This is a genomic window from Ruegeria sp. C6 (assembly GCF_056537625.1).
This window is the reverse complement of the sequence record NZ_JBQFRW010000001.1, coordinates 1,492,992-1,517,653: the sequence shown is the minus strand read 5'-3', so window position 1 is coordinate 1,517,653 and position 24,662 is coordinate 1,492,992. Positions and strand designations below refer to the sequence as shown.

The window sequence follows — 24,662 nt, the reverse complement described above, 5'->3', positions numbered from 1 at the left end:
AGAACATGTATGGATGCGGCACCCCAGATCAAACAAAAATCATCTCAGATCAAAGCTGTAACTGACCTGAAGGCGGATGCTTCGGCGCCAACATCCGAGAAAATCCGGCAAGCTTTTGAGAGCGGCAAGTACCCCTATGGCCGCAAGATGGCACGCAAGGATTACGAGGCGCAAAAGGCCGAGCTGCAGGCAGAGTTGTTGAAGGTTCAATTGTGGGCGCAGGAGACCGGGCAGCGGTTTGTGCTGTTGTTCGAGGGCCGCGACGCCGCCGGCAAGGGTGGGACCATCAAGCGGTTCATGGAGCATCTGAACCCGCGTCAGGCGCGTGTGGTCGCATTGAACAAGCCGACGGATGAGGAGAAGGGGCAGTGGTATTACCAACGCTATGTGCAGCAGCTGCCCACCGTGGGCGAGATGGTGTTTTATGATCGGTCCTGGTACAACCGTGCGGGCGTCGAGCGGGTGATGGGCTTCTGCTCACCCAATGAGTATCTGGAATTCATGCGGCAGACGCCCGAGTTGGAGCGGATGCTGGTGCGCTCGGGCATTCAACTTTATAAGTACTGGTTCTCGGTCACGCAGGAAGAGCAGCAGCGGCGCTTTGGGAGTCGTGAAACTGATCCGTTGAAGCAATGGAAACTGTCACCGATTGACAAGGCTAGCCTGAGCAAATGGGATGATTATACCGAGGCGAAAGAGGCGATGTTCTTCTACACCGACACCGCTGATGCGCCCTGGACGATTGTCAAATCCAACGACAAGAAACGCGCGCGTCTGAACTGCATGCGGCATTTCCTGTCGACGCTGGACTACCCGGACAAAGACCTCAGGATCGTTGGTGAGCCTGATCCGTTGATAGTTGGGCAGGCGCATCACGTAATTCATAACTCGGACCATATTCTGGGGACAGCGCTGCATCCTGACGCGAAGATCGGCTGAAAATCGATAAACTGTAAAGCCGTTGCACCAAAGGTGATGGCTTGCGTCGCTTTGTTCTCGTTAGTCTCATTATGAAATAAGTTTGTTCCGCTCTTGTCTCGGGCAGCGCGCAAGCCTAAGGCTGGCGGAATGAACAAGGTGATGACATATCCCGGCCATTTGCGCGCAATCGCGGTGCTGGGCCTGCCATTGATTGGCGGGCATCTGGCACAGTATGCGATTGGTTTAACCGATACAGTCATGCTGGGCTGGTACGGGGTCGAGGCGTTGGCTGCCGTGACGCTGGCCAACAGCTATTACTTCGTCCTGTTCCTGTTTGGTGCCGGGTTTGGGTGGGCCGTAATGCCAATGGTGGCGACCGCTGCCGCCGAGGAGAATGAGACCAGCATTCGCCGCTCCACTCGCATGGGTCTGTGGCTATCTCTGATCTATGCGACGGTGATGATGCCCCTTTTGTGGTGGTCCCATCCGATCCTGATTGCTTTGAAGCAAGAGCCGCAAGTCGCTGAAACTGCGTCAGTATACCTGCGGGTCGCGGGGTGGGGCTTGTTCCCGGCGCTGTTGGTGATGGTCCTGAAGTCCTATTTGGCCGCACTTGAGCGGACGCAGATTGTGCTGTGGATCACGATTGTTGCAGCTGTGGTCAATGGCGTGACCAACTATGCGCTGATCTTCGGAAACTGGGGCGCGCCCGAACTTGGGGTGATTGGTGCGGCTATCGCGTCAGTGGTGACGCAGATCGTATCATTGGTGGCGGTCGTGATCTATGCGGTGCGTGCGTTGCCGGAACACAGCTTGTTTCAGCGGTTTTGGCGCCCGGATTGGGAGATGTTCATGAGCGTGCTGCGTTTGGGCGTTCCCATCGGTCTGACGACACTGGCGGAGGTGTCATTGTTCGCGATCTCTGCTGTCATGATGGGCTGGTTGGGTCCAGTGCCGCTGGCAGCTCACGGGATTGCGTTAAACCTCGCCTCGGCGACGTTCATGGTTCATTTGGGCCTGTCTAATGTGGCGACTATTCGGGCGGGCAACGCGTTGGGTCGACGGGATCGGGCGCATCTTGAGAAAGGCGCGATTACGGTGACCGGGATGTCGTTGATCGTGTCGGTCTTGACGATTGTTCTATTCCTGACATGCGCTGAGCCCCTGATCTCGCTGTTTATGGAGGCTGATGATCCGCAGCGGCCACAGATCCTGCTAATCGGCACTGGCCTGCTGGCGATGGCTGCGTTGTTCCAGCTGGTCGATGGGGCGCAGGTCATCGCACTAGGCCTGTTGCGAGGTTTGCAGGATGCAAAAATACCGATGGTGATGGCCGCACTCAGCTATTGGGTGATCGGTATCCCCGCTTCGTACTATTTCGGCTTTGTTCGAGGTATGGAGGGGATCGGAGTCTGGCTTGGCCTCGTGATTGGCCTCGCTTGTGCTGCCGTATTGTTGATGGCGCGCTTCTGGCTAAGGTCGGTGCGCGATGTAGGAGAAGTTCCCGCCTAGGGGATCATTCTTTGCTCATACGGTCGGATTTCTTTCGAACAAGTACCGACCGCAAGTCGTGCATTGCCATCAGCAATGGGTCGGTCACGTCCTCTAATTGCGCATCCGTTGCTTTAGACTGAGCCCATTGCGTGGTCAGATTCAGGTAGTCAACCGCACGGTGTATATCATCCACATCGCGGCGGGATAGCAGGGCTTTGCGCTCTTCCATCCAGCGCGCGATTTCATCGTTGTCGGCGTCGCTTAGTACACGCTGGCCCTGCGGTTTGACCTCGCCATTGCGGATGTTGATGACCGCGATCTGTTCCATCTCGATCCGGCGATGGCGATTTTCCGTGTCGATCCTGAACACCGCTGCCCCATTTTCGCGCACGCGGAAATAGTATTCAGGCAGGGCTGTGGACATAACAAACTCCGGTATCAGGTGAGCGCGGCGCAAAAACGTTGGATGCGTGTGCAGGCTTCAGTCAGGGCTTCATCAGAGGTCGCATAGCTGACGCGGAAATTGGGCGACAGACCAAAAGCTGCGCCAAACACCACCGCCACGTCGGCCTCTTCCAGCAGGGCGATTGCGAAGGTTTCGTCCGAATCTATCACGGTGCCCGCGGGTGTGGTTTTCCCGATCAAGCCTGCAATTGATGGATAGACGTAGAACGCGCCTTCGGGTGTCGGGCACGAGATACCGTCGATTTGGCTGAGCATGTCGACGACCAGATCGCGACGGCGTTTGAAGATCTCATTATTCGGCGCAAGAAATGCTTGAGTTCCATTCAGAGCCTCGACTGCTGCCCATTGGCTGACCGAACTGGGATTCGAAGTTGATTGAGATTGCACCTTGCGCATCGCGGCGATCAACTCGACCGGGCCTGCCGCATAGCCAATACGCCAACCGGTCATGGCATAGGCTTTGGAGACGCCATTGCAGGTCAGCGTCCGATCATAAAGTCTCGGTTCCACCTGTGCGGGCGTGCAGAACTCGAACCCGTCATAGGCCAGGTGCTCATACATATCATCGGTCATCACCCAAACATGCGGATGCCGCATCAGGACATCTGTCAGTTCTTTCAGTTCAGCCCGGCTATAGCCCGCTCCGGTGGGATTCGAGGGTGAGTTGAAGATGAACCATTTCGTTTTAGGTGTGATCGCGGCTTCCAGTTGATCCGCTGTCAGTTTGAAATTGGTCTGCAGCGAAGTTTCGACGATCACGGGTGTGCCACCGGCCAGCAACACCATGTCCGGGTAGCTGACCCAATAGGGCGCGGGGATGAGGACCTCATCGCCCTCGTTCAGCGTAGCCATCAGCGCGTTGTAAAGCGTCTGCTTACCCCCGGTCCCGACCGAGACCTGAGCGGGCGTATAGTCCAATCCGTGGTCACGCTTCATCTTGGCGCAGACCGCCTGTTTCAGCTCGGGGATGCCGTCCGGAGCAGTGTATTTGGTCTTGTCCGCAGCGATGGCGGCCACGGCGGCGTCCTTGATGTTCTGCGGCGTGTCGAAATCGGGCTCGCCTGCGCTCAGCCCGATCACATCGCGCCCGGCGGCCTTCAGCTCGGCTGCTTTGGACGTCATCGCGATGGTGGGCGAGGGTTTTACGCGTGACAGTGTCGCAGACAGGAAACTCATGGTCGGCCTCGGTTTGTATGTTCAGCCCGACTGTCATAGGGTGCGCCGAAATAACGATCAAGCCAATTGAGTTTTACCCTTTGGAGACCCCGATGAACGACGAAACAGACTGGTTCGGACCGGACACCGCAACCTTCGGGGATCGCGTTGCTGGCGCACGCGAAGCCGCAGGCATGACGCAGACCCAATTGGCCCGCAGGCTTGGTGTCAAAAAAGCCACGATCACTTCGTGGGAAGATGATTTGTCGGAACCCCGCGCGAACAAGCTGTCGATGATGGCGGGGCTACTGAATGTCTCGATCATGTGGCTTCTGACGGGCGAGGGCGACGGCATGGACGAAACAAGCCTGCATGGCGATACGGACTCGGAATTGCGCGATCTTGTTGCAGAGCTACGCACGATCCGAGGTGAGATGCGAGCCAACTCCGAGCGTCTGGCTCGCGTCGAAAAAGCGCTGCGTCTGAAATTGGAACGCAATCAATGACCGAGCCGCGTGAGACCCGGATCAAGCGCATGAAAATGCGCTCGATGCGGCGGGGCATCAAAGAGATGGATTTGATCCTGACGGCATATGCCGATCGCAATCTGTCTTCGATGGACGAGGCGGGATTGGAAACATACGATGCCTTGCTGCATGAAAATGACCAGGACCTTTATCAATGGGTCACTGGTCAGGCCAGTCCGCCGGAACCGCTGGCCGAATTGATCGCGGATATCGCGCAAACCTTTCAAAAATAAGCAATCATCAGGCTTAACCGATTTTTCGGGAATTCGCGTCATGTTTTCAGAAACAGCGCGATGAATCGGAGGATTGAATGAGTATGGAGTTACAGGTCACCGCGCCCGGGACCAAGGGGTTCATGACGAGCTATCTTGAGGCGTTGGCACTGGTCGAACGTCTACACCGCTTGCTTCTGGACGTCATCAAGGATGAATTCGAGCGCGTCGGCGTGTTGGAAATCAACGCGGTGCAGGCCCTGCTGTTGTTCAACATAGGCGACCATGAAGTAACCGCCGGAGAGTTGAAGAGCCGTGGTTACTATCAAGGCAGCAATGTCAGCTACAATCTTAAGAAACTGGTCGAGATGGGCTATATGCACCATCAACGATGCGAGATCGACCGCCGCTCGGTACGGGTACGCCTGACCCCGCGCGGGCGCGAGATTCGTGACATCGTGTCAGACCTGTTCGCCCGCCATGCCGAAGGGCTGCAAAACCGCGGCGTGATCGGGACCGATGGGATTGAAGAGATCACCGGTTCACTGCGTCGGGTCGAACGATATTGGACCGATCAGATTCGGTATATCTACTGATAGCTTTGATGGCTGAGTTTGGGAGAGCGACAGACCCTCAAGCTCACGGATCAGTTTACGTGTCATCGCATCTTCATAGGCTTCGAAGCCAAGGGCGACTTCGACGAAAGCATCGGGGCCTCGGATGACCCACGCGTGGTAATAAGCAGATAGCTCCCCAATCTCTACCTGGCGGGTGTCTCCTGGATTGGGGTCGTCGATACCGATTACAAGGGCATTGATTGTAATATCAGTGTTTTGCAGAGCGGCTTTTATATCCCGTGGGTGATGTCCGAGATTGTGTTTGCCATCACCGGACAGATCCAGTGTTCGCCGCCAGCAATCGCTTTGGCTCTCCAACATCTCAGCACCGTACAACATGGCCGACCCGACCGCCGTTCCCTGCGGCGCTGATGAGCGTGTTGTGCTTTCTAAATGTTGCTGAATTCGACGCAGATCAGTAGTCGAGCGAACATCTGTCCAACCAAGCAAGAGGCGTTGGTGGCCAGGTTCGCTCCATTCGTAGATAGCGATCCGTACAAAGGTAGACGGGTTTGAAAGGATCAGTTGAACCACCTCGGGATGGCGCAACGCGGCCGCAAGGCCACTAAGTTGCAACCTGTACTCACGACTGTCGACCGAACCAGAGACATCCATTCCCAACGCCAAAGCCTGTCGACATTGCGCTGAAAGCGGGTTGGCCAGCAGGCAAAGAAGTGTCGCACACAGGCGGATCATTTCGCATTATCCGGTTGCAACGCACTAAGTTCCAATCCTTTCAATTCCCGTTCCAGTTTGCGACGCATGGCACGCTCAAAATCTTCGAACCCGGCGGCGATCTCAAGAAAAGCACCGGGTCCGTGTAGTACATTTTTCTGAAAGAACGGGATCAAGTCGATTTCTCCTTCGAAATCAGCTGCATTGATCACCAGACCATTCACGGTCGTGTTGTCGAACGGAAAGTGCTTGTAGGCGATCTGTGGCCCGTAGCCATCGTTATTCTTGCCATCGCCCGAGATATCAATGGTTTGGAACAGACAATTCGGGGCGCTCGCCAGCAGGGTTGCCCCATACGCCAGCGCGTGACCCATTGCAGTTGGAAACTCGTCTTCCGATCGCTTCGATGTGCCGATCCGATGCGCGGCGGAGATCAAATTGGCCCGAGTATCAATTATCGTCCAATCCAAAAGCAATGTCTGGTTGAAACTGCCGGACCATTCATAGACGGCTAATGCAACCGGTTGAGGTGAAAGGAAGAAAGCCTCCTGCACCTCGGGCGCAATCAATGCGTTGGCCAGCCCCTGTCGTTGCAGCGCATCCTCAGTCGCGTCCACCGAGGTCGAGATATCCATGGCCAGCGCCAGCGCCAGGCGGCAGGTCTCGGCCCAAAGGGGGCTGCCCGCGACAGCCAGCCCCAATGCTCCCAGCCAGCGGATCACCAGTGGCCGGTGCTTTCCATGCTAGACCAAGGCTCTGCCGGGGCTAACGCTTCACCATTTTGCAGCAACTCGATCGAGACATTGTCGGGCGAGCGAACGAACGCCATACGCCCGTCGCGTGGCGGGCGGTTGATCACGACGCCATTGTCCTGAAGATGCTGGCAGGTCTCGTAAATGTTGTCGACGCCATAGGCGAGGTGCCCGAAATGGCGGCTGTCGCTTGGCAGTGCGTCGTCGCCATCCCAGTTGTATGTAAGTTCAATGGGCGCGTCCTCTTGCCCTGGTGGGGCGAGGAATACCAGTGTGAACCGCGCAGCCTCGCTTTCATAACGGCGCGTTTCCTTCAGGCCCAATAGTTCATAAAACGCTATGGATTTCTCAAGATCCTTCACGCGGACCATGGTGTGGAGATATGTCAGCCCCATCGCGACTTTCCTTGCATTGGTTGTGATGCCAAGCACCTTAGCGCGCCTTCATCCCGTGTCGAGGGGCTGGCCGGACACAATTCCGATTTAGCGCAATGCGCCGCACATATCGCGGTTCCGATGGCAAGCTTGCCGATATATAGTGGTCGGCGACTCATTGCTGGAAAGGATAATTTCATGCCTCTGTCTGCCGACCAACTGGCCGAGATCGAAGCTCAGCGCGCACAGTCGAGCCCGACCCGCCGCGTCGTTGCCGAAGGTATGGAAGATCATCTGTACACGGCGCATCAGGTTCTGGATCACGGGTTTGTCCGCGTTATCGACTATATGGGTGACGATGCTGCGATCTGTCAGGCCGCGCGTGTTTCCTACGGCAAAGGCACTAAGTCGGTGCAAAATGATGAAGGCCTGATCCGCTATCTGATGCGCCACTGGCATTCGACCCCGTTTGAAATGTGCGAGATCAAGTTGCACGTCAAACTGCCCGTATTCGTAGCCCGTCAGTGGATCCGCCACCGCACGGCGAATGTGAACGAATATTCGGCGCGGTATTCGATACTGGATCGAGAGTTCTATATCCCGGCACCCGAACATGTCGCCGCGCAATCCGAGGTTAACAATCAGGGCCGTGGAGACTCATTGCAAGGCGAAGAGGCCGCGCGTGTGTTGGAGATACTGAAAGCGGACAGTGCGCGCTGCTATGACAACTACGAGGCGATGATCGGTCAGGACGGCCAGCAAGGGCTTGCGCGTGAACTGGCGCGGATGAACCTTCCAGCCAACATTTATACGCAATGGTATTGGAAGGTGGACTTGCACAACTTGTTCCACTTCTTGCGTCTGCGTGCCGACCCGCACGCGCAGTACGAAATCCGCGTTTACGCAGATACCATGTGCAAGATTGTCGCCGACTGGGTACCGTTTGCCTACCGTGCGTTTGAGGACTACCGCCTTGGCGCAGTCAACCTCTCGGCGCAGATGGTGACCTGCTTGCGTCGGATGCTCAGCGGTGAAGATGTCACTCAGGAAAACTCAGGCATGACCGCACGGGAATGGCGTGAGTTTGAGGCTGTTATCCGAGAGGGTTGATTCAACAGAAAACTGAGCACGTCCCAAGGTGGGCGCGTTCACTAGGGTTTGCGGTTAACGGCCTGAAATTGGCCGTCAACCTTCTTTTATCTTTCCCGCCGGGGCGGGCTGTGCCTTACAGCGGCTTCAAATCAGCAGCCATTTGGCGGCCGTCACGTCCGTCCTGCAACTCGTACGAGACTTTCTGATTGTCAGCGAGTCCGGTCAGACCGGATCGTTCTACGGCCGAGATATGAACAAACACATCTTTGCCCCCTTCGTCGGGCGCAATAAAACCATAGCCTTTGGTTGTATTAAACCATTTCACGGTGCCGGTTGGCATTTCCCGTGTCTCCTTCTACTTACAAGTTGTCCCACAAATTGGTGGGGGCCTTGGCTGGCAAAACCGCCACGCGTCACTGTTCGCCCTCACGATACAGCCCGGGTCGCGTGTTTCGCCTTTTTCAACATTACACGGTGAAGTAAAAAATCAAGAATAACTGGGGCAGCCTGATGGGTTTGTCTAAATTTGCAGCGATTACAGGATTAGTTAGATAATGCAGCTATATGGGTTAAAAACTTGCGATACGTGCCGTAAGGCATTGAAACTGCTTCCAGATGCGGTTTTCGTTGATGTCCGGGCGCAAGGGGTTCCCGAAAATGTGCTGTCCGAGGCGTACGAGACTTTCGGCAAAGCCTTGCTCAATACGCGATCAACAACCTGGCGGGGATTGGATGATGACACACGCAATCGACCGGTGCTCGCGCTGTTGGCTGATCATCCGACCCTGATGAAACGCCCATTGATAGTATCCAATGGTCAGATGTATCTGGGCTGGACGCCTGAAACCCGTCAGGCCCTTGGTGTTGCCTGAAGAACTGCTTATGTGACACGGGCAACAAGCGGAGACCTGTGAATGCGAAACGCTGCCATGATTTTAGGCGTCATTGCCGGGCTGATCGGGATGATCGTCGGCTTTTTTGGCTACGGCTTTGTGGAACTGATCGACCAGTTTGGTGAGATCGAAGGCATTGCCGAGCAGGTAGAGAACCCCGAGTTGATCCAGACGGCTTCGATCGTGGCGCCTTTGTTGGCAATCGTTGGCGGGGCGATGGCCCATTCGCGGGCTCTGATTGCAGGCATTTTGCTGCTGATTTCTGCCGCTGGGATGTACTACGCCTTTGGCTTTGGTGTTTTCACCATGTTCCCGATTTCCTTTGCAGGCGTAGCAGGGTTGCTCGGGCTCGCCGCAGGAAAACCGGACGAGCCCAAGGCACATTTCTAGGTCACTTCAGGCGTAATAACCGATCCAGAGACAGCGGACCCGCGCCGTTGATCACAATCACCAGCAGCAGGAATGTCCACATCACGCGCTGATCCATCAACGTAATTGCGTTGTCGAACAAGCCGCCCAGTTTGATACCATGCCCGGTGACATCGGTCAGTGTTTGAACCCAGACAAATCCGATCATGCCAAGCGCGGCAAGGCGCGTCAGCAGGCCGACCAGCAAAAGCACAGGCAGGACAAATTCGGCCACTGTGCCAAAGAAGATGACGACCCGCTGGAAAAAGGTCATCTGAGTCACATCATACAGCACCGCCTCTGCAGCTTTGGGAAAGATCTGACCGAAGGCTCCGGCCGATGGCGAAAAGATTGAGCCGTCGATTTTCAGCGTGGCCGAGTTCCAGTAGTAGACGAACAACACGGCGATAAAGACCACCCGAGCCAGGGTTGGTGTCAGCCAACCGGACGCGTGATCCGCTTTTTCCATCGCATTATTGTAAGTTGAGATCAGGGCAGTCATGTGTCCAGCCTTTCGATAGTCACAGAAGTTATTGCACCGCCCTGCAAAAGCAGTGCCAGAGTGGTTCCAAGATCAAATTCGGGTGTTTCGGCCATGGTGGATTCAAATGCCTCACCGATGGATTTGCCATCCTGAATCAGCGCGATCCATGCCGCACCACCGGGTGGCAATGGGTGTGGGGCAGGGTCGTATTCGGGACGCATAATCAAAACATCCTGAGCGCCCGCCTCGGGTTTCGGCGCGCCTTCTTCGGTGTTATATAGCCAGATTGCATGTACGGGCCAGCTTGAACGCAACACCTGCACCGACGGCGCGAGGGTCAGTTTGGCCTGCATCAAGTCTTCCGGTGGCAAGCTGAGCGCTTCGGCATCTATGGGTTGTCGATCAGCGGCGTGGTAAGCCCTACGCAGCGCCAGTTCCAGACGGGCAACATCTGGCAGGTAGCCCAGATGCGACAACTGCTCCATTCCTTCCAGAAATTTAGGGAATTCCTCGCCGTAAAACATCATCAGGGGTGAGGACGGCGGGTGCTGGCGCAAGAATATTCCAGCCAGCCCGTCCATATTCTGGGGGCCCAGAAGTTTTGTGATGACCGGGAAGGCTTGATGCATCGCCTCGGTCAGCGAGACGGCGACGTTGTTGCGATAGACGCTGAAGCGACGACCAGCGGGCTGCGCCTCGGCGTCCAGCAACCCATCGGGAATGGGCTTGTTGGCATCTAGCAGTGCCATGTGGAATGTCGTTTGCGACACGCTCATGCGGGCACGCGATCCAGCGCTTTTTGCGCGCGCTCGGCTTCGGCCCGTAACACCGGCCAGTCTGGCACATCGGTGTCCCATTCAATCAACAGGGGTTTGGGGCCGGATTTGTCCAGAACGTAGTCCAGCAGGGACCAGACCGGATCAACGACCTTGCGCCCGTGGCTGTCGATCAGCAAAGGATGCCCATGATCGTCCTCGTCCTCATCATGCCCGCCCAGGTGAATCTCACCGACTTGGTCCAGCGGGTAGGCATCGATATAGCCCTGCGGTGAAAAATCCAGATTGGTGGCTGAAACAAAGACGTTGTTCACGTCCAGCAGCAACCCACATCCGGTGCGCCGGGTGATTTCTCGCAAGAAATCAGGTTCGGACCATGTGCTTTCCTCGAAAGCCAAATAGCTTGAGGGGTTCTCTAACAGCATTTGCCGCCCGACCACCTCTTGCACCTGATCAATATGGTCGCAAACACGGTCCAGAGTGGCATCAGTATAGGGCAGAGGAAGTAGATCGTTCAGGAAGTGGCTGTCATGGGTTGACCATGCCAAATGCTCCGAAAAGCTGGCCGGGTTCAACCAGCCGACAAGATGCTTCAGGCGGTCCAGGTGATCTGGGTCAAGTGGCGTTTCGCCGCCGATCGACAGCCCGACACCATGCACTGAAATCGGGAATTGTTCGGACAGGTGACGCAGTTGTGCCAGAGGTCTGCCACCATCGCCCATATAGTTTTCGGCATGGATTTCCAACCACGCCACAGGCTTGGCCTGTTCAAGAATCTGCGAGAAATGCTGTGGTTTGTAACCAACGCCCGGTGCTGCAGGCAGCCGGTTCGATCTGAGCGCATTGTCCAACATTTGCAAATCCCCTGATTACGTGGAAAGGGCGGGCGATCCTGCCCGCCCTTTCTGGTTCATTCGGAAAAGCCTTATGCAGGCAGGTCACGCTCCAGCGGCTCAAGCGAGCCTTTGCGATCTGCACCGTCTGCTGTTTTCGGCAGCTCGATGTCTGCGCAGGTGCCTGCGTCAACCAGGGTCCATGCGTTGCCCTGATAGTCGACGGTCGAAGTGCCCGCGCAAGTTGTGCCGGGGCCGGCTGCACAGTCGTTCTGACCCGCCAGAGAAACGCCATAGCACTTTTCTTTGGCCTGGGCTGTTGCGGTTGTGGCCGCGCCGGAAACGGCTGCAGCAACTGCGCTTGCGATAACCAGTGTTTTTGCAGTGTTCGACATCTTGGTAATCCTTGTTAATGACTGCGAATGTCTGCTTGTGACAACGACAAGGTAATGGTTCAGGGGCAGCAGTTGAATTCACGAGCCCGTGTCTCACAACCCCGTCAAAGGTCGTCATGCACCCTTGAACGTTAACAAATTGTTTTTGAATTGAAAAATGATATTTGTTTCAATCCGGCCCAAAATAACGGGCCGGATTTCTAGCGGTTTGCTGCCGAATGTTACAGCAGATCGGGGGGCGTTGCAGCCACGCTCAACTCATTTGTTACAGCCTCAAGCGATTGGACCTGCGTCTGTTTTTCGCCAAGGCGACGGACACTGACCGTGCGATCTTCGACTTCACGGTGACCAACGGCCAGAATGATCGGCACTTTGCCAACCGAATGTTCGCGGACTTTATAGTTGATCTTCTCGTTGCGAATATCCGCCTCGGCGCGGATGCCTGCTGCGCGAAGGGTGCTGACCACTTCGGCCACATACTCATCGGCCTCGGAGGTGATCGAGGCCACAACGACCTGGCGCGGGGCCAGCCAGAACGGCAGCTTGCCCGCGTGTTCTTCGATCAGAATGCCGATGAAACGTTCAAACGAGCCCAAGGTCGCGCGGTGCAACATAACTGGGCGGTGTTTGCCACCATCAGCGCCGATATACGTGGCGTCCAAACGCTCGGGCAGAACAAAGTCCACCTGATGCGTGCCGCATTGCCAATCCCGCCCGATCGCATCGGTCAGAACAAACTCGAGTTTCGGGCCGTAGAATGCCCCTTCACCCGGATTGAGTTCCGGCTCGATCCCAGCTGCGCGAGTTGCGCTGAGCAGGGCGGCTTCAGCCTTGTCCCAGACCTCGTCCGATCCTGAGCGTTTTTCCGGCCGATCCGAGAATTTGACCGAGAAGTTCTCAAACCCGAGGTCTTTGTAGATCCCGGACAGGAACCGAATGAACTCAGCGGTTTCGGATTCGATCTGGTCTTCGGTGCAGAAGATATGGCCATCATCCTGGGTAAAGCCACGCACGCGCATGATGCCGTGCAGCGCGCCCGAAGGTTCGTACCGGTTACACGATCCGAACTCGGCCATGCGCAGAGGAAGGTCGCGGTAGGATTTGAGACCCTGATTGAAAATCTGCACGTGGCAGGGGCAGTTCATCGGTTTCAGGGCGTTGACCGCCTTTTCGCGTGCATGTTCCTCGTCCACTTCGACGATGAACATGTTCTCTTGGTATTTGTCCCAATGACCCGAGGCTACCCACAGCTTGCGGTCGACGACCTGAGGGGTGTTGACCTCAACATAGCCACCTTTGCGCTGTTGCCGACGCATGTAATCTTGCAGAAGAGTGTAGATGGTCCAGCCATTAGGGTGCCAGAAAATCTGCCCTGGGGCCTCTTCCTGCATGTGGAACAAATCCATCTCGCGACCCAGCTTGCGGTGGTCGCGCTTGGCGGCTTCTTCCAACATGTGCAGATGAGCCTTGAGCTTTTCCTTGCCGGTGAAGGCCACGCCGTAGATGCGCTGTAGCATTGCGCGGTCGCTGTCGCCGCGCCAATAAGCCCCGGCGATTGACATCAGCTTGAACGCGTCGCCCGGCAGTTGACCGGTATGCTGCAAGTGCGGGCCACGGCAGAGATCCTGCCAGTGTCCGTGCCAATACATGCGCAACGGTTCGTCACCCGGGATGGATTCGATCAGCTCAACTTTATAGGGCTCATTATTGGCCTTGTAGAACTCGATTGCGCGATCGCGATCCCAGACCTCGGTGGTCACCGGGTCACGCTTGTTGATGATCTCTTTCATCTTTTTCTCGATGAGGCCGAGATCTTCGGGCGTAAACGGTTCCTCACGGTCAAAGTCATAGTACCAGCCGTTTTCGATGACGGGGCCGATGGTGACCTTGGTTGCGGGCCAAATCTCTTGCACGGCGCGGGCCATGACATGCGCCAGATCGTGTCGGATCAGCTCATTGGCTTGCGCCTCGTCCTTCATGGTGTGAATGGCGATTTGCGCGTCGGCTTCGATTGGCCATTGCAGGTCCCAATGCTGTCCATTCACCGTGGCAGAAATGGCTTTTTTTGCCAGCGAGGTCGAGATGTCGGCGGCGACCTGTGCGGGCGTAACGCCTGCTTCATAGGACCGGGAATTGCCATCGGGAAAGGTAAGGGAGACTGACTGTGAGTCCAGGGCCATATCGGCTCTCCTCGTCGGTTTGGCGCCCACTGAACGCCCGGTTGCGGGTTATATATGCCCGGCTCATGTGGCAGGTGGGGACACAGGTGTCAAGGGCAGGAGCGAGGGGCCAGCCCCTCGCACTCCCCGAGGTATTTTTAGCCAGATGAAGAAGGATCGGGCAATTGCAGAGAGGTGCGTGACATGCATGATGGGCGGACAAGCAAAGAGGGTAGCATGGCAGAGGCAGAATTTCTGGAAACCGCTCAGGGACGACGTCTGGCGTATCACAAGAGTGATGGGCGCGGGCCGACCATCGTTTTTCTAGGTGGCTTGAAATCAGATATGGAGGGCACCAAGGCGGTGCATCTGGAAGCGTGGGCTCGCGCGCGCGGGCAGGGGTTCCTTCGGTTTGACTATTCGGGGCACGGTGAAAGCTCGGGCGCCTTTACTGACGGGTGTATCGGGGACTGGCACGAGGATACGCTGGCTGCAGTTTCTCGGTTAACTGATGGTCCGCTGGTTGTTGTGGGATCGTCGATGGGCGGGTGGCAAGCGCTGTTGCTGGCGCGTGTCATGCCCGAACGGATCGCAGGTATGGTGACAATTGCGGCGGCCCCAGATTTTACCGAGGATGGGTATTGGGCGTCGTTTTCGGACCAGCAGAAATCTGAACTAGAGACGGTTGGACATGTGGAACTGCCATCGGACTACATGGAGCCCTACGTCATCACCAAGCGGATGATTGAGGATGGGCGGCAGCGGTTGGTTTTGCGCGCTTCGCTTGATCTGCCTTTCCCTGTGCGTCTCCTGCAGGGGACAGCAGATACGGCCGTCTCGACCGATACGGCGTTGCGTCTGCTGGATCATGCCTCTGGTCCGGACATGCAGCTGCTGCTGGTCAAAGATGCGGATCACAGGTTCTCGGATGAGCGATGCCTCGGGTTGATTGAGCAGGCTCTGCGAGAAGTCCTGGAAGGCACCTGATGCGTCGCCTCGGCTGGGTTTTGGGGCGGGTGCTGGTGGGTTTGACGCTGGTTGGTGTGTTGATCTACGCCTTTGGCCCGCGCGAGCCAGTGGACCTGCATCCGCGTTTCGATCCGCGCAAATTTGGCGAGGGCGTTCAGGTTTACTTTGAAAGCATCGAATCCGCCTATGATGACATCGTGCCAGGTGTTGAAAAGCGCGTGGTCTGGCAGGATGGTTTTGTTGAACAGCGGACAGCTTATGCGGTGCTCTACATTCATGGGTTTTCCGCCACGTCCGAAGAGATCAGGCCAGTACCTGATCGCGTTGCGGACGCGTTGGGTGCCAACCTTGTCTACACAAGGCTTCAAGGGCATGGCCGCGATGGGGACGCAATGGCCGAAGGTACGGCGTCGGGCTGGATGCAGGATACAGCAGAGGCGTTGGCTGCCGCCAGGGCTGTTGGTGAGCAAGTCATTGTGATCGCAACCTCGACGGGGGCGACATTGGCCGCCGCGGCTGCGATGGATACGGAACTGAGCACTGATGTGGCTGCATTGGTTTTGGTGTCGCCGAACTTTGGCGTAAACTCGGCTGGTTCCTGGGTGCCATCTTTGCCGTGGGCCCGGCATTGGCTGCCGCCTTTGATGGGACAGGACCGGGATGTCTCAAGCACTGATCCCGAGAAGAACATCTTTTGGACAACTGTTTATCCGTGGGAGGCGGTCGTGCCGATGTTTGCCCTTGTAGATGCGGTCAATGCGCTGGACTTCTCGGGCGCGCGGGTTCCGGCGCTGTTCTGGTTTTCTGATGATGATCAGGTGGTGCGTCCGGAAAAAATGCATGAGGCGGCCAAGACCTGGGGTGGTCAGGCGATGGTTTCATTGGTGACAATGGGGCCCGGGGATGATCCGGCCTCACACGTGGTCGCGGGGCGTCTAATGTCACCGGGTCAGACCGACGCGGCGGTCGCGGGCATATTGGAGTGGCTGTCAGAGCAGGGGATTCAGAGGCAAAGCGGTGGCTGAATATGCGTAGACCGGGCAGTATGTGGAGCCTTGAGACGTTGGGTCGCGTGCGACTATCCCGGCATTTTTTCATGCGTGATTTCCTATATTCCGAGATCGGGAACTTTCACGCATTGCAAAATATTCCCGACAACCCTGATCTTGCGATCGAGACCGGGCGCGCGTTTTGCGAGACCCTGCTGGATCCGCTGGAAGAAACCTTTGGTCGTATCGCGGTGCGCTCGGGCTATCGCTCGCGATCTCTGAACCGGTTCGGGAACGAGAACAGGTTGAACTGTGCCCGCAATGACAACCCGTTGGAGTGCCACATTTGGGATTGGGGCGAAGGTGACGCACGTGTAGCAGGGGCGTCGGTGGTAATTCCGTGGTTTGCAGACCGTTATGCGCAGGGGCGCGATTGGCGCGATTTGGCGTGGTGGATGCATGACCATCTGGACTATTCCGAGATTTGGTTTTTTCCCAAATTATGCGCGTTCAATCTGGTTTGGCGGCCCAAGCCTGTACGGCGGATCGACAGCTGCATCGCCCCGCGCGGCTGCTTGTTGCGGGCCGGGGCGGAGCCAGATGAACCGCTGGGCCAAAGGCAGGAACGCTATGCGGATTTCCCACCGTTTCGGGCGATCAGCTATCCGTGAAGTTTTGCTTGCCCGCTGTTGGCAAACCTCTCATCCTGTAACAAAATAATAACAACGAGCGGAGGGCACCGAGGTGATCGAGCCGTTGGTTTTGCTACCCGGATTGATGTGCGATGCACGGTTGTTTCAGGCGCAGATCACCGCGCTGTCGCGTGAACGTGCAGTTATGGTCGCACCGATCACCGGCGGTGAACGGTTCGAAGAGATCGCGTCGGGCTTGCTGGATCAACTGCCGCACCGGTTTGCTTTGTGCGGGTTTGGTCTGGGTGGTGGCGTCGCGCTTGAGATCGTGCGGCGAGCACCTGAGAGGGTTACACGACTGGCCTTGCTGGCGACGGATGCGCAGGCCGACACACCTCATATCGCGGCGAGTCGCGAAGACCTGATCGTTGGCGCGCAGGCGGGGAGGTTGGACGAAGTGATGCGCAAGCTGATCGGCTCGGACATGTTGTCTCCCGGTCCGCAACGCATCCCGATTTTGAACGAAGTGTTGCAGATGGCCGAGGAATTGGGCTCGGATGTGTTTGTGCGTCAGATAAGAACCATGCAACGCCGTCCGGACCTACAAGGCACGCTGCGCCGGATCAGGATGCCCACGCTGATCATTTGCGGTGCCCATGATGCGGAGAATCCGGTCCGCAAGAATACCTTCATGGCTGATCTCATTCCGGATGCAGAGTTGCGCGTGATTGATGAGGCCGGGCACTATCCGACACTGGAAGCACCCGAATCCGTGATTGCGATGCTGCAGGATTGGCTCCGGAAACCACTGCGGCTGACCTAGTCGTAGAAAACCGCGCGCTGGTTCTTGGTAAGAACAGTTGGTTGCACCACCGGCCGACCGGTTTCAGAGTCAAAGAATGGCGTTTTCTTCCAGCTCCCGGACAGACGCGATTTTAGTACGCGTTTAAGCAGACCCATAGCGGCATAGCGGATTTTCTCATGAGACTGCTTGCCGTCAGCCCTTGGCACAAATCCACGCGTAGTGATGGGACCCAAACTGCTGGGGTGAGGAATACGTTTGACGATAAAACCCGCGAACGGAAATTTTGGAGTTGTCGGCGTCGTGGCCAGCGGCGCGTTGCAGCATCTGGCATACCACCGCAACATGCCCTTGGGGCTAAGTTGCATAGCTGCCAAGTGCTCGACCCCTGCATCGATCTTAATGTCTTCCGGTGACATCTGAAACACCTCGACTGGGTCGGGCGCAGGGTCGGGCTGTTCAAAATACAGCTGAGCCGCGCGGCAGTCATGGCAAAAACATACGACATGAGTGCCGGATACGACGCCGTGTTCAGTAATGCGCCCCGAAAGGGCGCCGCAATTGCAACGGAAAGGAAGGTCTCCTGCCGCTGCGCGGCTCATGCAACTTTGTTGCTATTGGCGGCTCGTTGACGGGGTTTGCGGCTGTTTTCATTCATGAAATCAATCACTAGCGGACGGATGTTGTCGCGCCAGCTGCGGCCCGCAAAAATGCCATAGTGACCCGCGCCGGGTTCAACATGGCTGGCCTTTTTGCTGTCGGGCAGACCCGTGCATAAATCCAACGCCGCGATGCATTGCCCGGGGGCTGAGATATCGTCATTCGTGCCTTCGACCGATTTCACAGCCACATCAGTGATCTTGCCGATATCTACCTTGTGGCCGGCTACAACGAACTCGTTGCGCGCGATCTCACGGTTTTTGAAGACACGTTCAACGGTCGAAAGATAGAACTCGGCAGTCATGTCCATCACCGCCAGATATTCGTCATAGAACCGGTTATGGGCATCGTGGTCGGATGCCTCGTCACGAATAACGCGCTGGATCTGATCCGAGAACGCCTTACTGTGACGTTCGGCATTCATTGACATGAACGAAGCCAGTTGTAGCAAGCCGGGATACACCATCCGGCCTACGCCCTTGTATTTAAAGCCAACCCGCTGGATCATCGTTTCTTCCAACTGACCCATCGTTACACGGCGACCAAAATCCGTAACCTCGGTCGGAGTTGCGTCGGGGTCGACGGGACCGCCGATCAGGGTCAGGGTACTTGGCTGCGCCTTCGGCTCGACCTCGGCCAGATAGGCGGTTGCGGCCAGAGTCAGCGGTGCGGGCTGACAAACCGCAATAACATGCGTATCGGGGCCGAGCTCTTTCATAAAATCGACAAGGTAGAGCGTGTAATCCTCTACATCGAACTTGCCTTCGGACACGGGAATGTCGCGCGCGTTATGCCAATCGGTAATGTAGACCTCACAATTGACAAGCAGGCTTTTGACGGTCGAGCGGAGCAGGGTCGCGTAATGCCCCGACATCGGCGCAACCAGCAGCACCTTGCGTGGCTGTTCTTTGCGTCCATTAACGCGGAAATGGATCAGGTCGCCGAAAGGACGCTCAAGCACGGTTGTGATATCGACCAGATGGTCCTTGCCGTCTTCGCAGGTAAAGGTGCGGATGCCCCAATCAGGCTTGACGACCATACGCTGGAATGTGCGCTCGGTTACTTCGCCCCATGCAGCCATCCAGTTGAAGGCCGGGTTGGGTGTCATCGAGAACAGGGGGTAGGATGCCATCGCGCTTGCGGTTGCACCAAGCCATTGATTGGTGTTACGCATGGTTTCCATCAGGTCATAGGTCATCATGTAGCGCATCGAATGTGCCTCCTGAGTATCAGCCTGAGAATTCGGACCATTCGCCGCTTTGCCCCCCGACGCCAACGACGTTATTCTGCACAGCAGCGAGACTAGGGGGGAATTGTTAAAATGACAACTACCGAAGACCAGACGCCAAAACTGACCGAAGAACATATTGAACGACTTAAAGAAAATATGGACAAAGTAGAAGAACTGTCCAAACGCCTGGTCGAGGTCATGGCAGGAAAAACGCCGCACACCCCCGCTCTGGATGGCCCGAATCAAGAGCTTTTTGCAAAAGCAGCAACTGCGTATTGGGCTGAAGCGTTTCAAAACCCCACAAAGCTGTTGGAGCAGCAAATTGAGTATTGGGGAAAATCGGTTCTCAACTTTGCGGAAGCGCAGAAAGCGATGACCCAAAGCGACGGGGATGTACCCCCAGCCGCTGCCAAAGATAAACGGTTTGCCAATCCAATGTGGGAAACCAACCCCTACTTTCGCCTCATTCGCCAGCAGTACCAAACCAATGCCGAAGCGATCGCGCAGGCCGTCGCATCGGTTGACGATCTGGAAACCAAGGATAAACAGCGTCTGCAGTACTTCTCGCAACAGATCATAGATATGATGGCGCCAACGAATTTTCTGGCCACCAACCCCGATGCGCTGGAAAAGGCCATCGAGACCGAAGGGCAGTCCCTGATAAAGGGGCTGGAGAACCTCGTGTCGGACCTTGAGGCCAATGACGGCGAGATGGTTGTCAGGCTGGCTGACGAAAGTGCCTTTGAGATTGGCGGGAATATCGCAACTACACCCGGCGACGTCGTCTATCGCAACCGAATGATGGAACTGATCCAGTATAAACCGGTGACCGAGACGGTGCACGAAACGCCGATCGTTCTGTTCCCGCCATGGATCAACAAGTTCTATATCTTGGACCTGAAGGCTCAGAACAGCCTGATTAAATGGGTGACCGAGCAGGGCTATACCCTGTTTGTGGTCAGTTGGGTGAATGCCGATAGTTCACACGCCGATATTGGGATGGAGGACTATATTCAGGAAGGGTTCCTGACCGCCATCGAAGAGGCGAAGAAAATCTGCAAGGTCAAGCAGGTCAACGCAGTGGGTTACTGCATCGCCGGTACGACGCTGAGCCTGACGCTTTCGCTGATGAAGCAGCGCGGCGACAAGTCGATCAAATCTGCCACTTTCTTCACCACCCTGACAGACTTTGGTGAGCAGGGGGAGTTCACGCCGTTCCTGCAAAATGACTTTGTGGATGGCATCGAAGAACAGGTCTCGAAGGATGGTATTCTAAAGGCATGGATCATCGGGCGAACGATGTCTTTCCTGCGATCCAGAGATCTCATCTATACTCCGGCGATCCGCAGCTACATGATGGGTGAAACACCGCCAGCGTTTGACCTGTTGTACTGGAACGGCGACGGGGCCAACCTGCCAGGCCGGATGGCGATCCAGTATCTGCGCGGTTTGTGTCAGAGCAACGATTTCGTCAACGACGGGTTCGAATTGTTTGGCCATAAGCTGCATATCAAGGATGTCGATGTGCCTTTGATGGCGATCACCTGCGAGACGGATCATATTGCCGCGTGGAAGGATTGCTATCGCGGGGTACAGCAGATGGGCGCGAAGTCGAAGACCTTTGTGGTTTCCGAGTCCGGTCACATCGCGGGCATTGTGAACCCGCCCAGTAAGAAAAAATATGGTCACTATACCAATCCTGAGCTGAAGTGTGATGCTGATACATGGCTGAAAGAAGCTGACTTCCACGAAGGTTCATGGTGGCCGATGTGGGAAGCGTGGTTAAAGAAGCGATCAGGCAAGCAGGTTCCCGCGCGCGATACCGGCGATTCGGATCATCCGCGCCTTTGCCCGGCTCCGGGTACCTATGTTTTGGTCAAGGCAAACCGCTGATATCATTTTGAAACTCAAATTTTTCTGCATTGCAGCAAGAAAAAACTTGCAATGCTGCAATGCAGCAATCATATTGCCTTCAAGCTGATGAGAACCGGGGTGGGCCCGGAACGGCTAGAAGGATTTAGGACAATGGCAAAGACCCAAGACTTTACCGCGACCCTGAAAGACATGATGGGCGCGTTCCCGGTTGACACAACCGCTCTGGAAGACGCATTCAAATCGACCGCTTCTCTGAACGAAAAGCTGTCGGGTGTTGCTCTGGACGCAGCTGAGAAATCGGCTGAAATCTCGAACAAATGGACCAAAGAAACCCTGGCCAAACTGACCGAGATGTCGAAAGCAAAAACCGAGCCTGCGGATTACGCAAAAGCTGCAACCGACTTCGCAAGCGCGTCGGCTGAAGTTGCCGCTGAAAACCTGGCTGCTTTCGCTGAAATCGCGAAAAAAGTTCAGACCGAAACCGTTGAGCTGCTGATGGCGGCTGGCAAAGACGCTGCAGAAGATGCAACCGCAGCCGTCAAAAAAGCCACCAACGAGGTGACCGCTGCCGCAAAGAAAGCAGCAACCACCAAGTAAGTAAGGCTGCGATATAGCACCCATTCCTCCCAAATGGTGTAATCGCTTCGGGCAGGTCGCTTGACCTGCCCTTTCTTTTTGTTCTGCAGTCGCATAACCTCTGCTGCAACGCATCATCCTTGGGGAGGGTACAGGGTGTCGGAACAAGACAAACCGCTGCTGATCAAGCGCTATGCCAGCCGTCGGCTGTATAACACCGAGACCAGCGACTACGTGACGCTTGAAGATATAGCCGGTTTCATACGCGATGGCCGCGAGGTTCAGATCATCGACCTAAAAACCGGTGATGACCTGACCCGTCAGTATCTGCTTCAAATCATTGCCGAACACGAAAGCCGCGGCGAAAATGTTTTGCCGATTAATGTGCTGAACGATCTGGTGCGCAGCTACATGGTGCCGGGCGGGGGCATGATGCCGCAATTCCTGCAAAGCTCATTCGAGATGCTGCGCGAAAGCCAGTCGAAGATGATGGAGAACATGAGCGCCATGAACCCGATGTCCCAGATGCCGGGATTCGAGGCGATGCAAGCGCAGCAAAAGGCCTTTCTAAAAGCCATGACCGGTGGTCTGTCGGGGAACTGGTCGGGGCCGGATGATGAACAAGAAACATCGCCCGAACCCAAAGAGGATTTGGACGACATCAAAAAGCAACTTGCCGAGCTGCAACAAAAACTATCGAAGCTGAGCTAGCCTGACCGATGCGCTGGCTGTCTGTTCTGGGCGCGTTGATCTGGGCCCAGACTGCACAGGCCCAAGGCCAGTTTACATCCGTGTGGGAACCTATCTGCACAATGGGTCGGGATACGGCTGCGGGCTGCGACGAGATTCGCGCGCGCGAAATTCTGGATGCAACAACCCCGCCCTGGCGCGCCATTGGCCGGGTCAATTTTGCCAGCCGCAGTCAGCGGTCCCATTGTACAGGCGTGCTGGTGTCTGAGCGGCTGGTTTTGACCGCGGCACATTGCTTGTACAACAGCGCGCGCAACCGCTGGATTCCTCCGGCCAGTATCCGGTTTGCCGCAGGGTATCAGCGCGGCGAGGCTGCCGCCGTGTCCACTGTATTGGCCTATCGGCTGGATTCGGAACAGGGGCGCGACGGTGTATTCAACAATCGCGCCGATCTGGATTGGGCCGTGTTGGAGTTGGCCGAGCCAATTGGAGAGCAGGTTGGTTTTTTCGATATTTCCCGGACTGTCCCGCAGATGGGCTCGTTCGTGGGCTATCCCGGATTGCGGCCTCACGTGCTCAGTCGCACCGATAGCTGTAATGCCGCACAGGCCGGCCAAGGGCTGATGCGCGCGATCTGCCCCGTCATGATGGGGGATTCCGGTGCACCGTTTCTGACGCAAACAGAAACCGGGCTCGCCGTTGCCGGGATTTTGTCACGCGTCGCGCCAACCCCCGACGGGATCGACGCATTGTTACTTTCAGTTAACGACCTTGATCTGCAATAGAACTGACGATCAGGTCCCGTAGACTGGCACCGGGCCAACAACCTCGCCAACAGAAGCCAGCAGGATGTCCGAGATTACGTCCAGTTCATCGCGCGTCAAACGCACGGGCAGACGTACATCGCAGGCCTTCATCAGCATCGCACGGGTCTGTGGCAGTTCGAACTGTTCGGGTAGGAACTGCCAGTTCCAGAAGGCACGAGCGTTATCCTGACTCAGTCCAAAGACCTGCACCTTGACACCGCGTGCCTCGGCTGCGGCGGCAAAGGCGCGGATTTCATCGTCGCTGAGGTCAACCAGATTGAATTGGATCGAATCCGGTGCGCGCTGCTCGGGTGTCAGAGGGGCAGGGACATCGATGTAGGGCGATGTGTTCAGACGATCAGCCACATAGTCATGGTTTGCCAGCCCGTCGCGGACACGGCGTGCCAATTCGGGGATTTGCGGACGAATGACTGCAGCGCTGAGGTTGCTCATGCGCAGGTTATACAGTGGCAACTGGTTCTGCCATTTGGCAAAGGCCTGCTCCAGCTCTGTTGAGCCAGAGTGCTTTTTCCAGTTGTGCTCGTATGCGCCCGACATGATGACAGCGCGCGCCACAAGATCCGCATCGTCGCTGACCAGAATGCCACCTTCGCCTGCGTTGATCATTTTATAGGACTGGAACGAGAAGCAGCCGACCTTACCGATGGTGCCAATATTGCGCCCATGCCAGGCTGTGCCCAAAGAGTGGGCGGCGTCTTCGATCACCGGGATATCGCGCGCTTCACACAGCTCCATGATCGCGTCCATGTCCGAGGTATGGCCGCGCATATGGCTGATGATCACTGCCTGCACGCTGTCCAGCTTGGCCGTGAAATCGGCCATATCGACGCGATAATTGTCCCCGACCTCGCACAGAACCGGAATGCAATCCGCGTGCACGATTGAAGACGGCACGGCTGCAAAGGTGAATCCGGGGATCAGTACCCGCGCATCGCGGGGCAACCCAAGCGCCTTGAGCGACAAAAACAGCGCGGCAGAACAGGAAGAGACCGCCAGCGCGTATTTTGTGCCGAGCAGTTCGGCAAACTCTGTTTCCAGAAGAGCAACGGGCGCATCCTGAGGTGCGGTATAGCGAAACAGATCGCCTGACTTCATCAGGGCGTCGATTGCGTCTCGGGCGGCTGCGGGGATGGGTTCGGCTTCATGAACGTTGGGTACAAGCGTCATATTTGGATTTCC

30 protein-coding genes are annotated in these 24,662 nt (G+C 56.4%); 16 read left to right on the top strand and 14 right to left on the bottom strand.

The window, feature by feature from the left end:
* Positions 1-9: 9 nt before the first annotated feature.
* On the top strand, positions 10-939 hold the full coding sequence (gene ppk2 / locus ACR0MJ_RS07555; RefSeq protein WP_170404818.1) for a polyphosphate kinase 2: 930 nt from the start codon (positions 10-12) through the stop codon (positions 937-939).
* Between the two features lie 129 nt (positions 940-1,068).
* A complete protein-coding gene (locus ACR0MJ_RS07550; RefSeq protein ID WP_170645810.1) occupies positions 1,069-2,433 on the top strand; it encodes an MATE family efflux transporter in 1,365 nt (454 codons plus the stop codon).
* 4 nt (positions 2,434-2,437) lie between these two features.
* Here the strand turns inward: ACR0MJ_RS07550 and ACR0MJ_RS07545 are convergent, their stop codons facing one another.
* On the bottom strand, positions 2,438-2,839 hold the full coding sequence (locus ACR0MJ_RS07545; protein ID WP_170420988.1) for a hypothetical protein: 402 nt from the start codon (positions 2,837-2,839) through the stop codon (positions 2,438-2,440).
* A gap of 14 nt (positions 2,840-2,853) precedes the next feature.
* On the bottom strand, positions 2,854-4,056 hold the full coding sequence (locus ACR0MJ_RS07540; RefSeq protein WP_480760231.1) for a pyridoxal phosphate-dependent aminotransferase: 1,203 nt from the start codon (positions 4,054-4,056) through the stop codon (positions 2,854-2,856).
* A gap of 92 nt (positions 4,057-4,148) precedes the next feature.
* Between ACR0MJ_RS07540 and ACR0MJ_RS07535 the strand changes: the two genes are divergently transcribed.
* From ACR0MJ_RS07535 to ACR0MJ_RS07525, 3 genes are all read left to right on the top strand, one after another.
* Positions 4,149-4,541, top strand: a complete 393-nt coding sequence (locus ACR0MJ_RS07535; RefSeq protein ID WP_170393655.1) for a helix-turn-helix domain-containing protein — start codon at positions 4,149-4,151, stop codon at positions 4,539-4,541.
* Complete coding sequence (locus ACR0MJ_RS07530) at positions 4,538-4,795, top strand: succinate dehydrogenase assembly factor 2 (protein WP_170420990.1); 258 nt, start codon at positions 4,538-4,540, stop codon at positions 4,793-4,795. Before ACR0MJ_RS07535 ends, ACR0MJ_RS07530 begins: the two co-directional genes overlap by 4 nt.
* A 77-nt stretch (positions 4,796-4,872) precedes the next feature.
* Positions 4,873-5,370 carry a MarR family winged helix-turn-helix transcriptional regulator gene (locus tag ACR0MJ_RS07525; RefSeq protein ID WP_170393651.1) on the top strand — a complete coding sequence of 166 codons (498 nt, stop codon included), beginning with the start codon at positions 4,873-4,875 and terminating at the stop codon, positions 5,368-5,370.
* On the opposite strand, the gene ACR0MJ_RS07520 is transcribed toward ACR0MJ_RS07525, so the two are convergent.
* The 3 genes from ACR0MJ_RS07520 to ACR0MJ_RS07510 are packed head-to-tail and all read right to left on the bottom strand — an operon-like array spanning position 5,317 to position 7,213.
* Entirely contained in the window at positions 5,317-6,087 is a 771-nt protein-coding gene (locus ACR0MJ_RS07520) for a DUF1194 domain-containing protein (RefSeq protein ID WP_170596074.1), read from the bottom strand. The genes ACR0MJ_RS07525 and ACR0MJ_RS07520 overlap by 54 nt on opposite strands.
* Positions 6,084-6,788, bottom strand: a complete 705-nt coding sequence (locus ACR0MJ_RS07515) for a DUF1194 domain-containing protein (RefSeq protein WP_480569067.1) — start codon at positions 6,786-6,788, stop codon at positions 6,084-6,086. The genes ACR0MJ_RS07520 and ACR0MJ_RS07515 overlap by 4 nt, the downstream gene beginning before the upstream one ends.
* Entirely contained in the window at positions 6,785-7,213 is a 429-nt protein-coding gene (locus ACR0MJ_RS07510) for a VOC family protein (protein WP_170393645.1), read from the bottom strand. The genes ACR0MJ_RS07515 and ACR0MJ_RS07510 overlap by 4 nt, the downstream gene beginning before the upstream one ends.
* 177 nt (positions 7,214-7,390) lie before the next feature.
* Between ACR0MJ_RS07510 and thyX the strand changes: the two genes are divergently transcribed.
* A complete protein-coding gene (thyX, locus tag ACR0MJ_RS07505; protein WP_170510735.1) occupies positions 7,391-8,302 on the top strand; it encodes an FAD-dependent thymidylate synthase in 912 nt (303 codons plus the stop codon).
* A gap of 115 nt (positions 8,303-8,417) precedes the next feature.
* Here the strand turns inward: thyX and ACR0MJ_RS07500 are convergent, their stop codons facing one another.
* Positions 8,418-8,624 carry a cold-shock protein gene (locus ACR0MJ_RS07500; protein WP_008758035.1) on the bottom strand — a complete coding sequence of 69 codons (207 nt, stop codon included), beginning with the start codon at positions 8,622-8,624 and terminating at the stop codon, positions 8,418-8,420.
* Between the two features lie 214 nt (positions 8,625-8,838).
* Between ACR0MJ_RS07500 and ACR0MJ_RS07495 the strand changes: the two genes are divergently transcribed.
* Together ACR0MJ_RS07495 and ACR0MJ_RS07490 are read left to right on the top strand one after the other, a co-directional pair.
* On the top strand, positions 8,839-9,156 hold the full coding sequence (locus tag ACR0MJ_RS07495; RefSeq protein ID WP_170422413.1) for an arsenate reductase family protein: 318 nt from the start codon (positions 8,839-8,841) through the stop codon (positions 9,154-9,156).
* 42 nt (positions 9,157-9,198) lie between these two features.
* On the top strand, positions 9,199-9,567 hold the full coding sequence (locus ACR0MJ_RS07490; protein WP_480760225.1) for a hypothetical protein: 369 nt from the start codon (positions 9,199-9,201) through the stop codon (positions 9,565-9,567).
* A gap of 1 nt (position 9,568) precedes the next feature.
* Here the strand turns inward: ACR0MJ_RS07490 and ACR0MJ_RS07485 are convergent, their stop codons facing one another.
* From ACR0MJ_RS07485 to thrS, 5 genes are all read right to left on the bottom strand, one after another.
* Complete coding sequence (locus ACR0MJ_RS07485) at positions 9,569-10,087, bottom strand: DoxX family membrane protein (protein WP_170393639.1); 519 nt, start codon at positions 10,085-10,087, stop codon at positions 9,569-9,571.
* Positions 10,084-10,845: an HvfC/BufC family peptide modification chaperone gene (locus tag ACR0MJ_RS07480; protein ID WP_480760223.1), complete on the bottom strand. Its 762-nt coding sequence runs from the start codon at positions 10,843-10,845 to the stop codon at positions 10,084-10,086. Before ACR0MJ_RS07480 ends, ACR0MJ_RS07485 begins: the two co-directional genes overlap by 4 nt.
* Positions 10,842-11,699, bottom strand: a complete 858-nt coding sequence (bufB, locus tag ACR0MJ_RS07475; protein WP_480760221.1) for an MNIO family bufferin maturase — start codon at positions 11,697-11,699, stop codon at positions 10,842-10,844. The genes ACR0MJ_RS07480 and bufB overlap by 4 nt, the downstream gene beginning before the upstream one ends.
* A 71-nt stretch (positions 11,700-11,770) precedes the next feature.
* A complete protein-coding gene (locus tag ACR0MJ_RS07470; protein ID WP_010439128.1) occupies positions 11,771-12,073 on the bottom strand; it encodes a BufA1 family periplasmic bufferin-type metallophore in 303 nt (100 codons plus the stop codon).
* Between the two features lie 221 nt (positions 12,074-12,294).
* Complete coding sequence (gene thrS, locus ACR0MJ_RS07465) at positions 12,295-14,253, bottom strand: threonine--tRNA ligase (RefSeq protein ID WP_170421002.1); 1,959 nt, start codon at positions 14,251-14,253, stop codon at positions 12,295-12,297.
* A gap of 216 nt (positions 14,254-14,469) precedes the next feature.
* Between thrS and ACR0MJ_RS07460 the strand changes: the two genes are divergently transcribed.
* The 4 genes from ACR0MJ_RS07460 to ACR0MJ_RS07445 all read left to right on the top strand — a co-directional run bounded on the left by ACR0MJ_RS07460 (position 14,470) and on the right by ACR0MJ_RS07445 (position 17,645).
* Positions 14,470-15,219, top strand: a complete 750-nt coding sequence (locus ACR0MJ_RS07460) for an alpha/beta fold hydrolase (protein ID WP_480760219.1) — start codon at positions 14,470-14,472, stop codon at positions 15,217-15,219.
* A complete protein-coding gene (locus tag ACR0MJ_RS07455) occupies positions 15,219-16,226 on the top strand; it encodes an alpha/beta hydrolase (RefSeq protein WP_480760217.1) in 1,008 nt (335 codons plus the stop codon). The genes ACR0MJ_RS07460 and ACR0MJ_RS07455 overlap by 1 nt, the downstream gene beginning before the upstream one ends.
* Positions 16,227-16,246: 20 nt before the next feature.
* Positions 16,247-16,861 (top strand): hypothetical protein, encoded by a 615-nt coding sequence (locus ACR0MJ_RS07450; RefSeq protein ID WP_480760316.1) that lies wholly within the window; start codon positions 16,247-16,249, stop codon positions 16,859-16,861.
* A 73-nt stretch (positions 16,862-16,934) separates the two neighbouring features.
* Positions 16,935-17,645, top strand: coding sequence for an alpha/beta fold hydrolase (locus ACR0MJ_RS07445; protein WP_480760215.1), 711 nt, complete (start codon positions 16,935-16,937; stop codon positions 17,643-17,645).
* On the opposite strand, the gene ACR0MJ_RS07440 is transcribed toward ACR0MJ_RS07445, so the two are convergent.
* On the bottom strand, positions 17,642-18,226 hold the full coding sequence (locus ACR0MJ_RS07440; protein ID WP_170645822.1) for a DUF6151 family protein: 585 nt from the start codon (positions 18,224-18,226) through the stop codon (positions 17,642-17,644). The two genes, ACR0MJ_RS07445 and ACR0MJ_RS07440, sit on opposite strands and share 4 nt — an antisense overlap.
* Positions 18,223-19,494 (bottom strand): polyhydroxyalkanoate depolymerase, encoded by a 1,272-nt coding sequence (gene phaZ, locus ACR0MJ_RS07435; protein ID WP_170404873.1) that lies wholly within the window; start codon positions 19,492-19,494, stop codon positions 18,223-18,225. Before phaZ ends, ACR0MJ_RS07440 begins: the two co-directional genes overlap by 4 nt.
* A 111-nt stretch (positions 19,495-19,605) precedes the next feature.
* Between phaZ and ACR0MJ_RS07430 the strand changes: the two genes are divergently transcribed.
* The 4 genes from ACR0MJ_RS07430 (at position 19,606) to ACR0MJ_RS07415 (ending at position 23,441) form a co-directional block, all read left to right on the top strand.
* Complete coding sequence (locus ACR0MJ_RS07430; RefSeq protein WP_480760210.1) at positions 19,606-21,408, top strand: PHA/PHB synthase family protein; 1,803 nt, start codon at positions 19,606-19,608, stop codon at positions 21,406-21,408.
* A gap of 132 nt (positions 21,409-21,540) precedes the next feature.
* Entirely contained in the window at positions 21,541-21,987 is a 447-nt protein-coding gene (locus ACR0MJ_RS07425; RefSeq protein ID WP_170393620.1) for a phasin family protein, read from the top strand.
* Between the two features lie 135 nt (positions 21,988-22,122).
* Positions 22,123-22,677, top strand: coding sequence for a polyhydroxyalkanoate synthesis repressor PhaR (phaR, locus tag ACR0MJ_RS07420; protein ID WP_170393618.1), 555 nt, complete (start codon positions 22,123-22,125; stop codon positions 22,675-22,677).
* A gap of 8 nt (positions 22,678-22,685) precedes the next feature.
* Positions 22,686-23,441: a trypsin-like serine protease gene (locus tag ACR0MJ_RS07415; protein WP_170404883.1), complete on the top strand. Its 756-nt coding sequence runs from the start codon at positions 22,686-22,688 to the stop codon at positions 23,439-23,441.
* Positions 23,442-23,450: 9 nt separating this feature from the next.
* Here ACR0MJ_RS07415 and ACR0MJ_RS07410 read toward each other — a convergent pair whose 3' ends face one another.
* Entirely contained in the window at positions 23,451-24,650 is a 1,200-nt protein-coding gene (locus ACR0MJ_RS07410) for a DegT/DnrJ/EryC1/StrS family aminotransferase (RefSeq protein WP_480760206.1), read from the bottom strand.
* Positions 24,651-24,662 lie beyond the last annotated feature (12 nt).

What these genes read in the sequence shown, in the direction of transcription:
- ppk2 (WP_170404818.1), top strand. Translation starts at nt 10, where the DNA reads ATGGATGCGGCACCCCAGATCAAACAAAAATCATCTCAGATCAAAGCT.
- ACR0MJ_RS07550 (WP_170645810.1), top strand. Translation starts at nt 1,069, where the DNA reads ATGAACAAGGTGATGACATATCCCGGCCATTTGCGCGCAATCGCGGTG.
- ACR0MJ_RS07545 (WP_170420988.1), bottom strand. Translation starts at nt 2,839, where the DNA reads ATGTCCACAGCCCTGCCTGAATACTATTTCCGCGTGCGCGAAAATGGG.
- ACR0MJ_RS07540 (WP_480760231.1), bottom strand. Translation starts at nt 4,056, where the DNA reads ATGAGTTTCCTGTCTGCGACACTGTCACGCGTAAAACCCTCGCCCACC.
- ACR0MJ_RS07535 (WP_170393655.1), top strand. Translation starts at nt 4,149, where the DNA reads ATGAACGACGAAACAGACTGGTTCGGACCGGACACCGCAACCTTCGGG.
- ACR0MJ_RS07530 (WP_170420990.1), top strand. Translation starts at nt 4,538, where the DNA reads ATGACCGAGCCGCGTGAGACCCGGATCAAGCGCATGAAAATGCGCTCG.
- ACR0MJ_RS07525 (WP_170393651.1), top strand. Translation starts at nt 4,873, where the DNA reads ATGAGTATGGAGTTACAGGTCACCGCGCCCGGGACCAAGGGGTTCATG.
- ACR0MJ_RS07520 (WP_170596074.1), bottom strand. Translation starts at nt 6,087, where the DNA reads ATGATCCGCCTGTGTGCGACACTTCTTTGCCTGCTGGCCAACCCGCTT.
- ACR0MJ_RS07510 (WP_170393645.1), bottom strand. Translation starts at nt 7,213, where the DNA reads ATGGGGCTGACATATCTCCACACCATGGTCCGCGTGAAGGATCTTGAG.
- thyX (WP_170510735.1), top strand. Translation starts at nt 7,391, where the DNA reads ATGCCTCTGTCTGCCGACCAACTGGCCGAGATCGAAGCTCAGCGCGCA.
- ACR0MJ_RS07500 (WP_008758035.1), bottom strand. Translation starts at nt 8,624, where the DNA reads ATGCCAACCGGCACCGTGAAATGGTTTAATACAACCAAAGGCTATGGT.
- ACR0MJ_RS07495 (WP_170422413.1), top strand. Translation starts at nt 8,839, where the DNA reads ATGCAGCTATATGGGTTAAAAACTTGCGATACGTGCCGTAAGGCATTG.
- ACR0MJ_RS07490 (WP_480760225.1), top strand. Translation starts at nt 9,199, where the DNA reads ATGCGAAACGCTGCCATGATTTTAGGCGTCATTGCCGGGCTGATCGGG.
- ACR0MJ_RS07485 (WP_170393639.1), bottom strand. Translation starts at nt 10,087, where the DNA reads ATGACTGCCCTGATCTCAACTTACAATAATGCGATGGAAAAAGCGGAT.
- ACR0MJ_RS07480 (WP_480760223.1), bottom strand. Translation starts at nt 10,845, where the DNA reads ATGAGCGTGTCGCAAACGACATTCCACATGGCACTGCTAGATGCCAAC.
- bufB (WP_480760221.1), bottom strand. Translation starts at nt 11,699, where the DNA reads ATGTTGGACAATGCGCTCAGATCGAACCGGCTGCCTGCAGCACCGGGC.
- ACR0MJ_RS07470 (WP_010439128.1), bottom strand. Translation starts at nt 12,073, where the DNA reads ATGTCGAACACTGCAAAAACACTGGTTATCGCAAGCGCAGTTGCTGCA.
- thrS (WP_170421002.1), bottom strand. Translation starts at nt 14,253, where the DNA reads ATGGCCCTGGACTCACAGTCAGTCTCCCTTACCTTTCCCGATGGCAAT.
- ACR0MJ_RS07460 (WP_480760219.1), top strand. Translation starts at nt 14,470, where the DNA reads ATGGCAGAGGCAGAATTTCTGGAAACCGCTCAGGGACGACGTCTGGCG.
- ACR0MJ_RS07455 (WP_480760217.1), top strand. Translation starts at nt 15,219, where the DNA reads ATGCGTCGCCTCGGCTGGGTTTTGGGGCGGGTGCTGGTGGGTTTGACG.
- ACR0MJ_RS07450 (WP_480760316.1), top strand. Translation starts at nt 16,247, where the DNA reads ATGTGGAGCCTTGAGACGTTGGGTCGCGTGCGACTATCCCGGCATTTT.
- ACR0MJ_RS07440 (WP_170645822.1), bottom strand. Translation starts at nt 18,226, where the DNA reads ATGAGCCGCGCAGCGGCAGGAGACCTTCCTTTCCGTTGCAATTGCGGC.
- phaZ (WP_170404873.1), bottom strand. Translation starts at nt 19,494, where the DNA reads ATGCGCTACATGATGACCTATGACCTGATGGAAACCATGCGTAACACC.
- ACR0MJ_RS07430 (WP_480760210.1), top strand. Translation starts at nt 19,606, where the DNA reads ATGACAACTACCGAAGACCAGACGCCAAAACTGACCGAAGAACATATT.
- ACR0MJ_RS07425 (WP_170393620.1), top strand. Translation starts at nt 21,541, where the DNA reads ATGGCAAAGACCCAAGACTTTACCGCGACCCTGAAAGACATGATGGGC.
- ACR0MJ_RS07415 (WP_170404883.1), top strand. Translation starts at nt 22,686, where the DNA reads ATGCGCTGGCTGTCTGTTCTGGGCGCGTTGATCTGGGCCCAGACTGCA.
- ACR0MJ_RS07410 (WP_480760206.1), bottom strand. Translation starts at nt 24,650, where the DNA reads ATGACGCTTGTACCCAACGTTCATGAAGCCGAACCCATCCCCGCAGCC.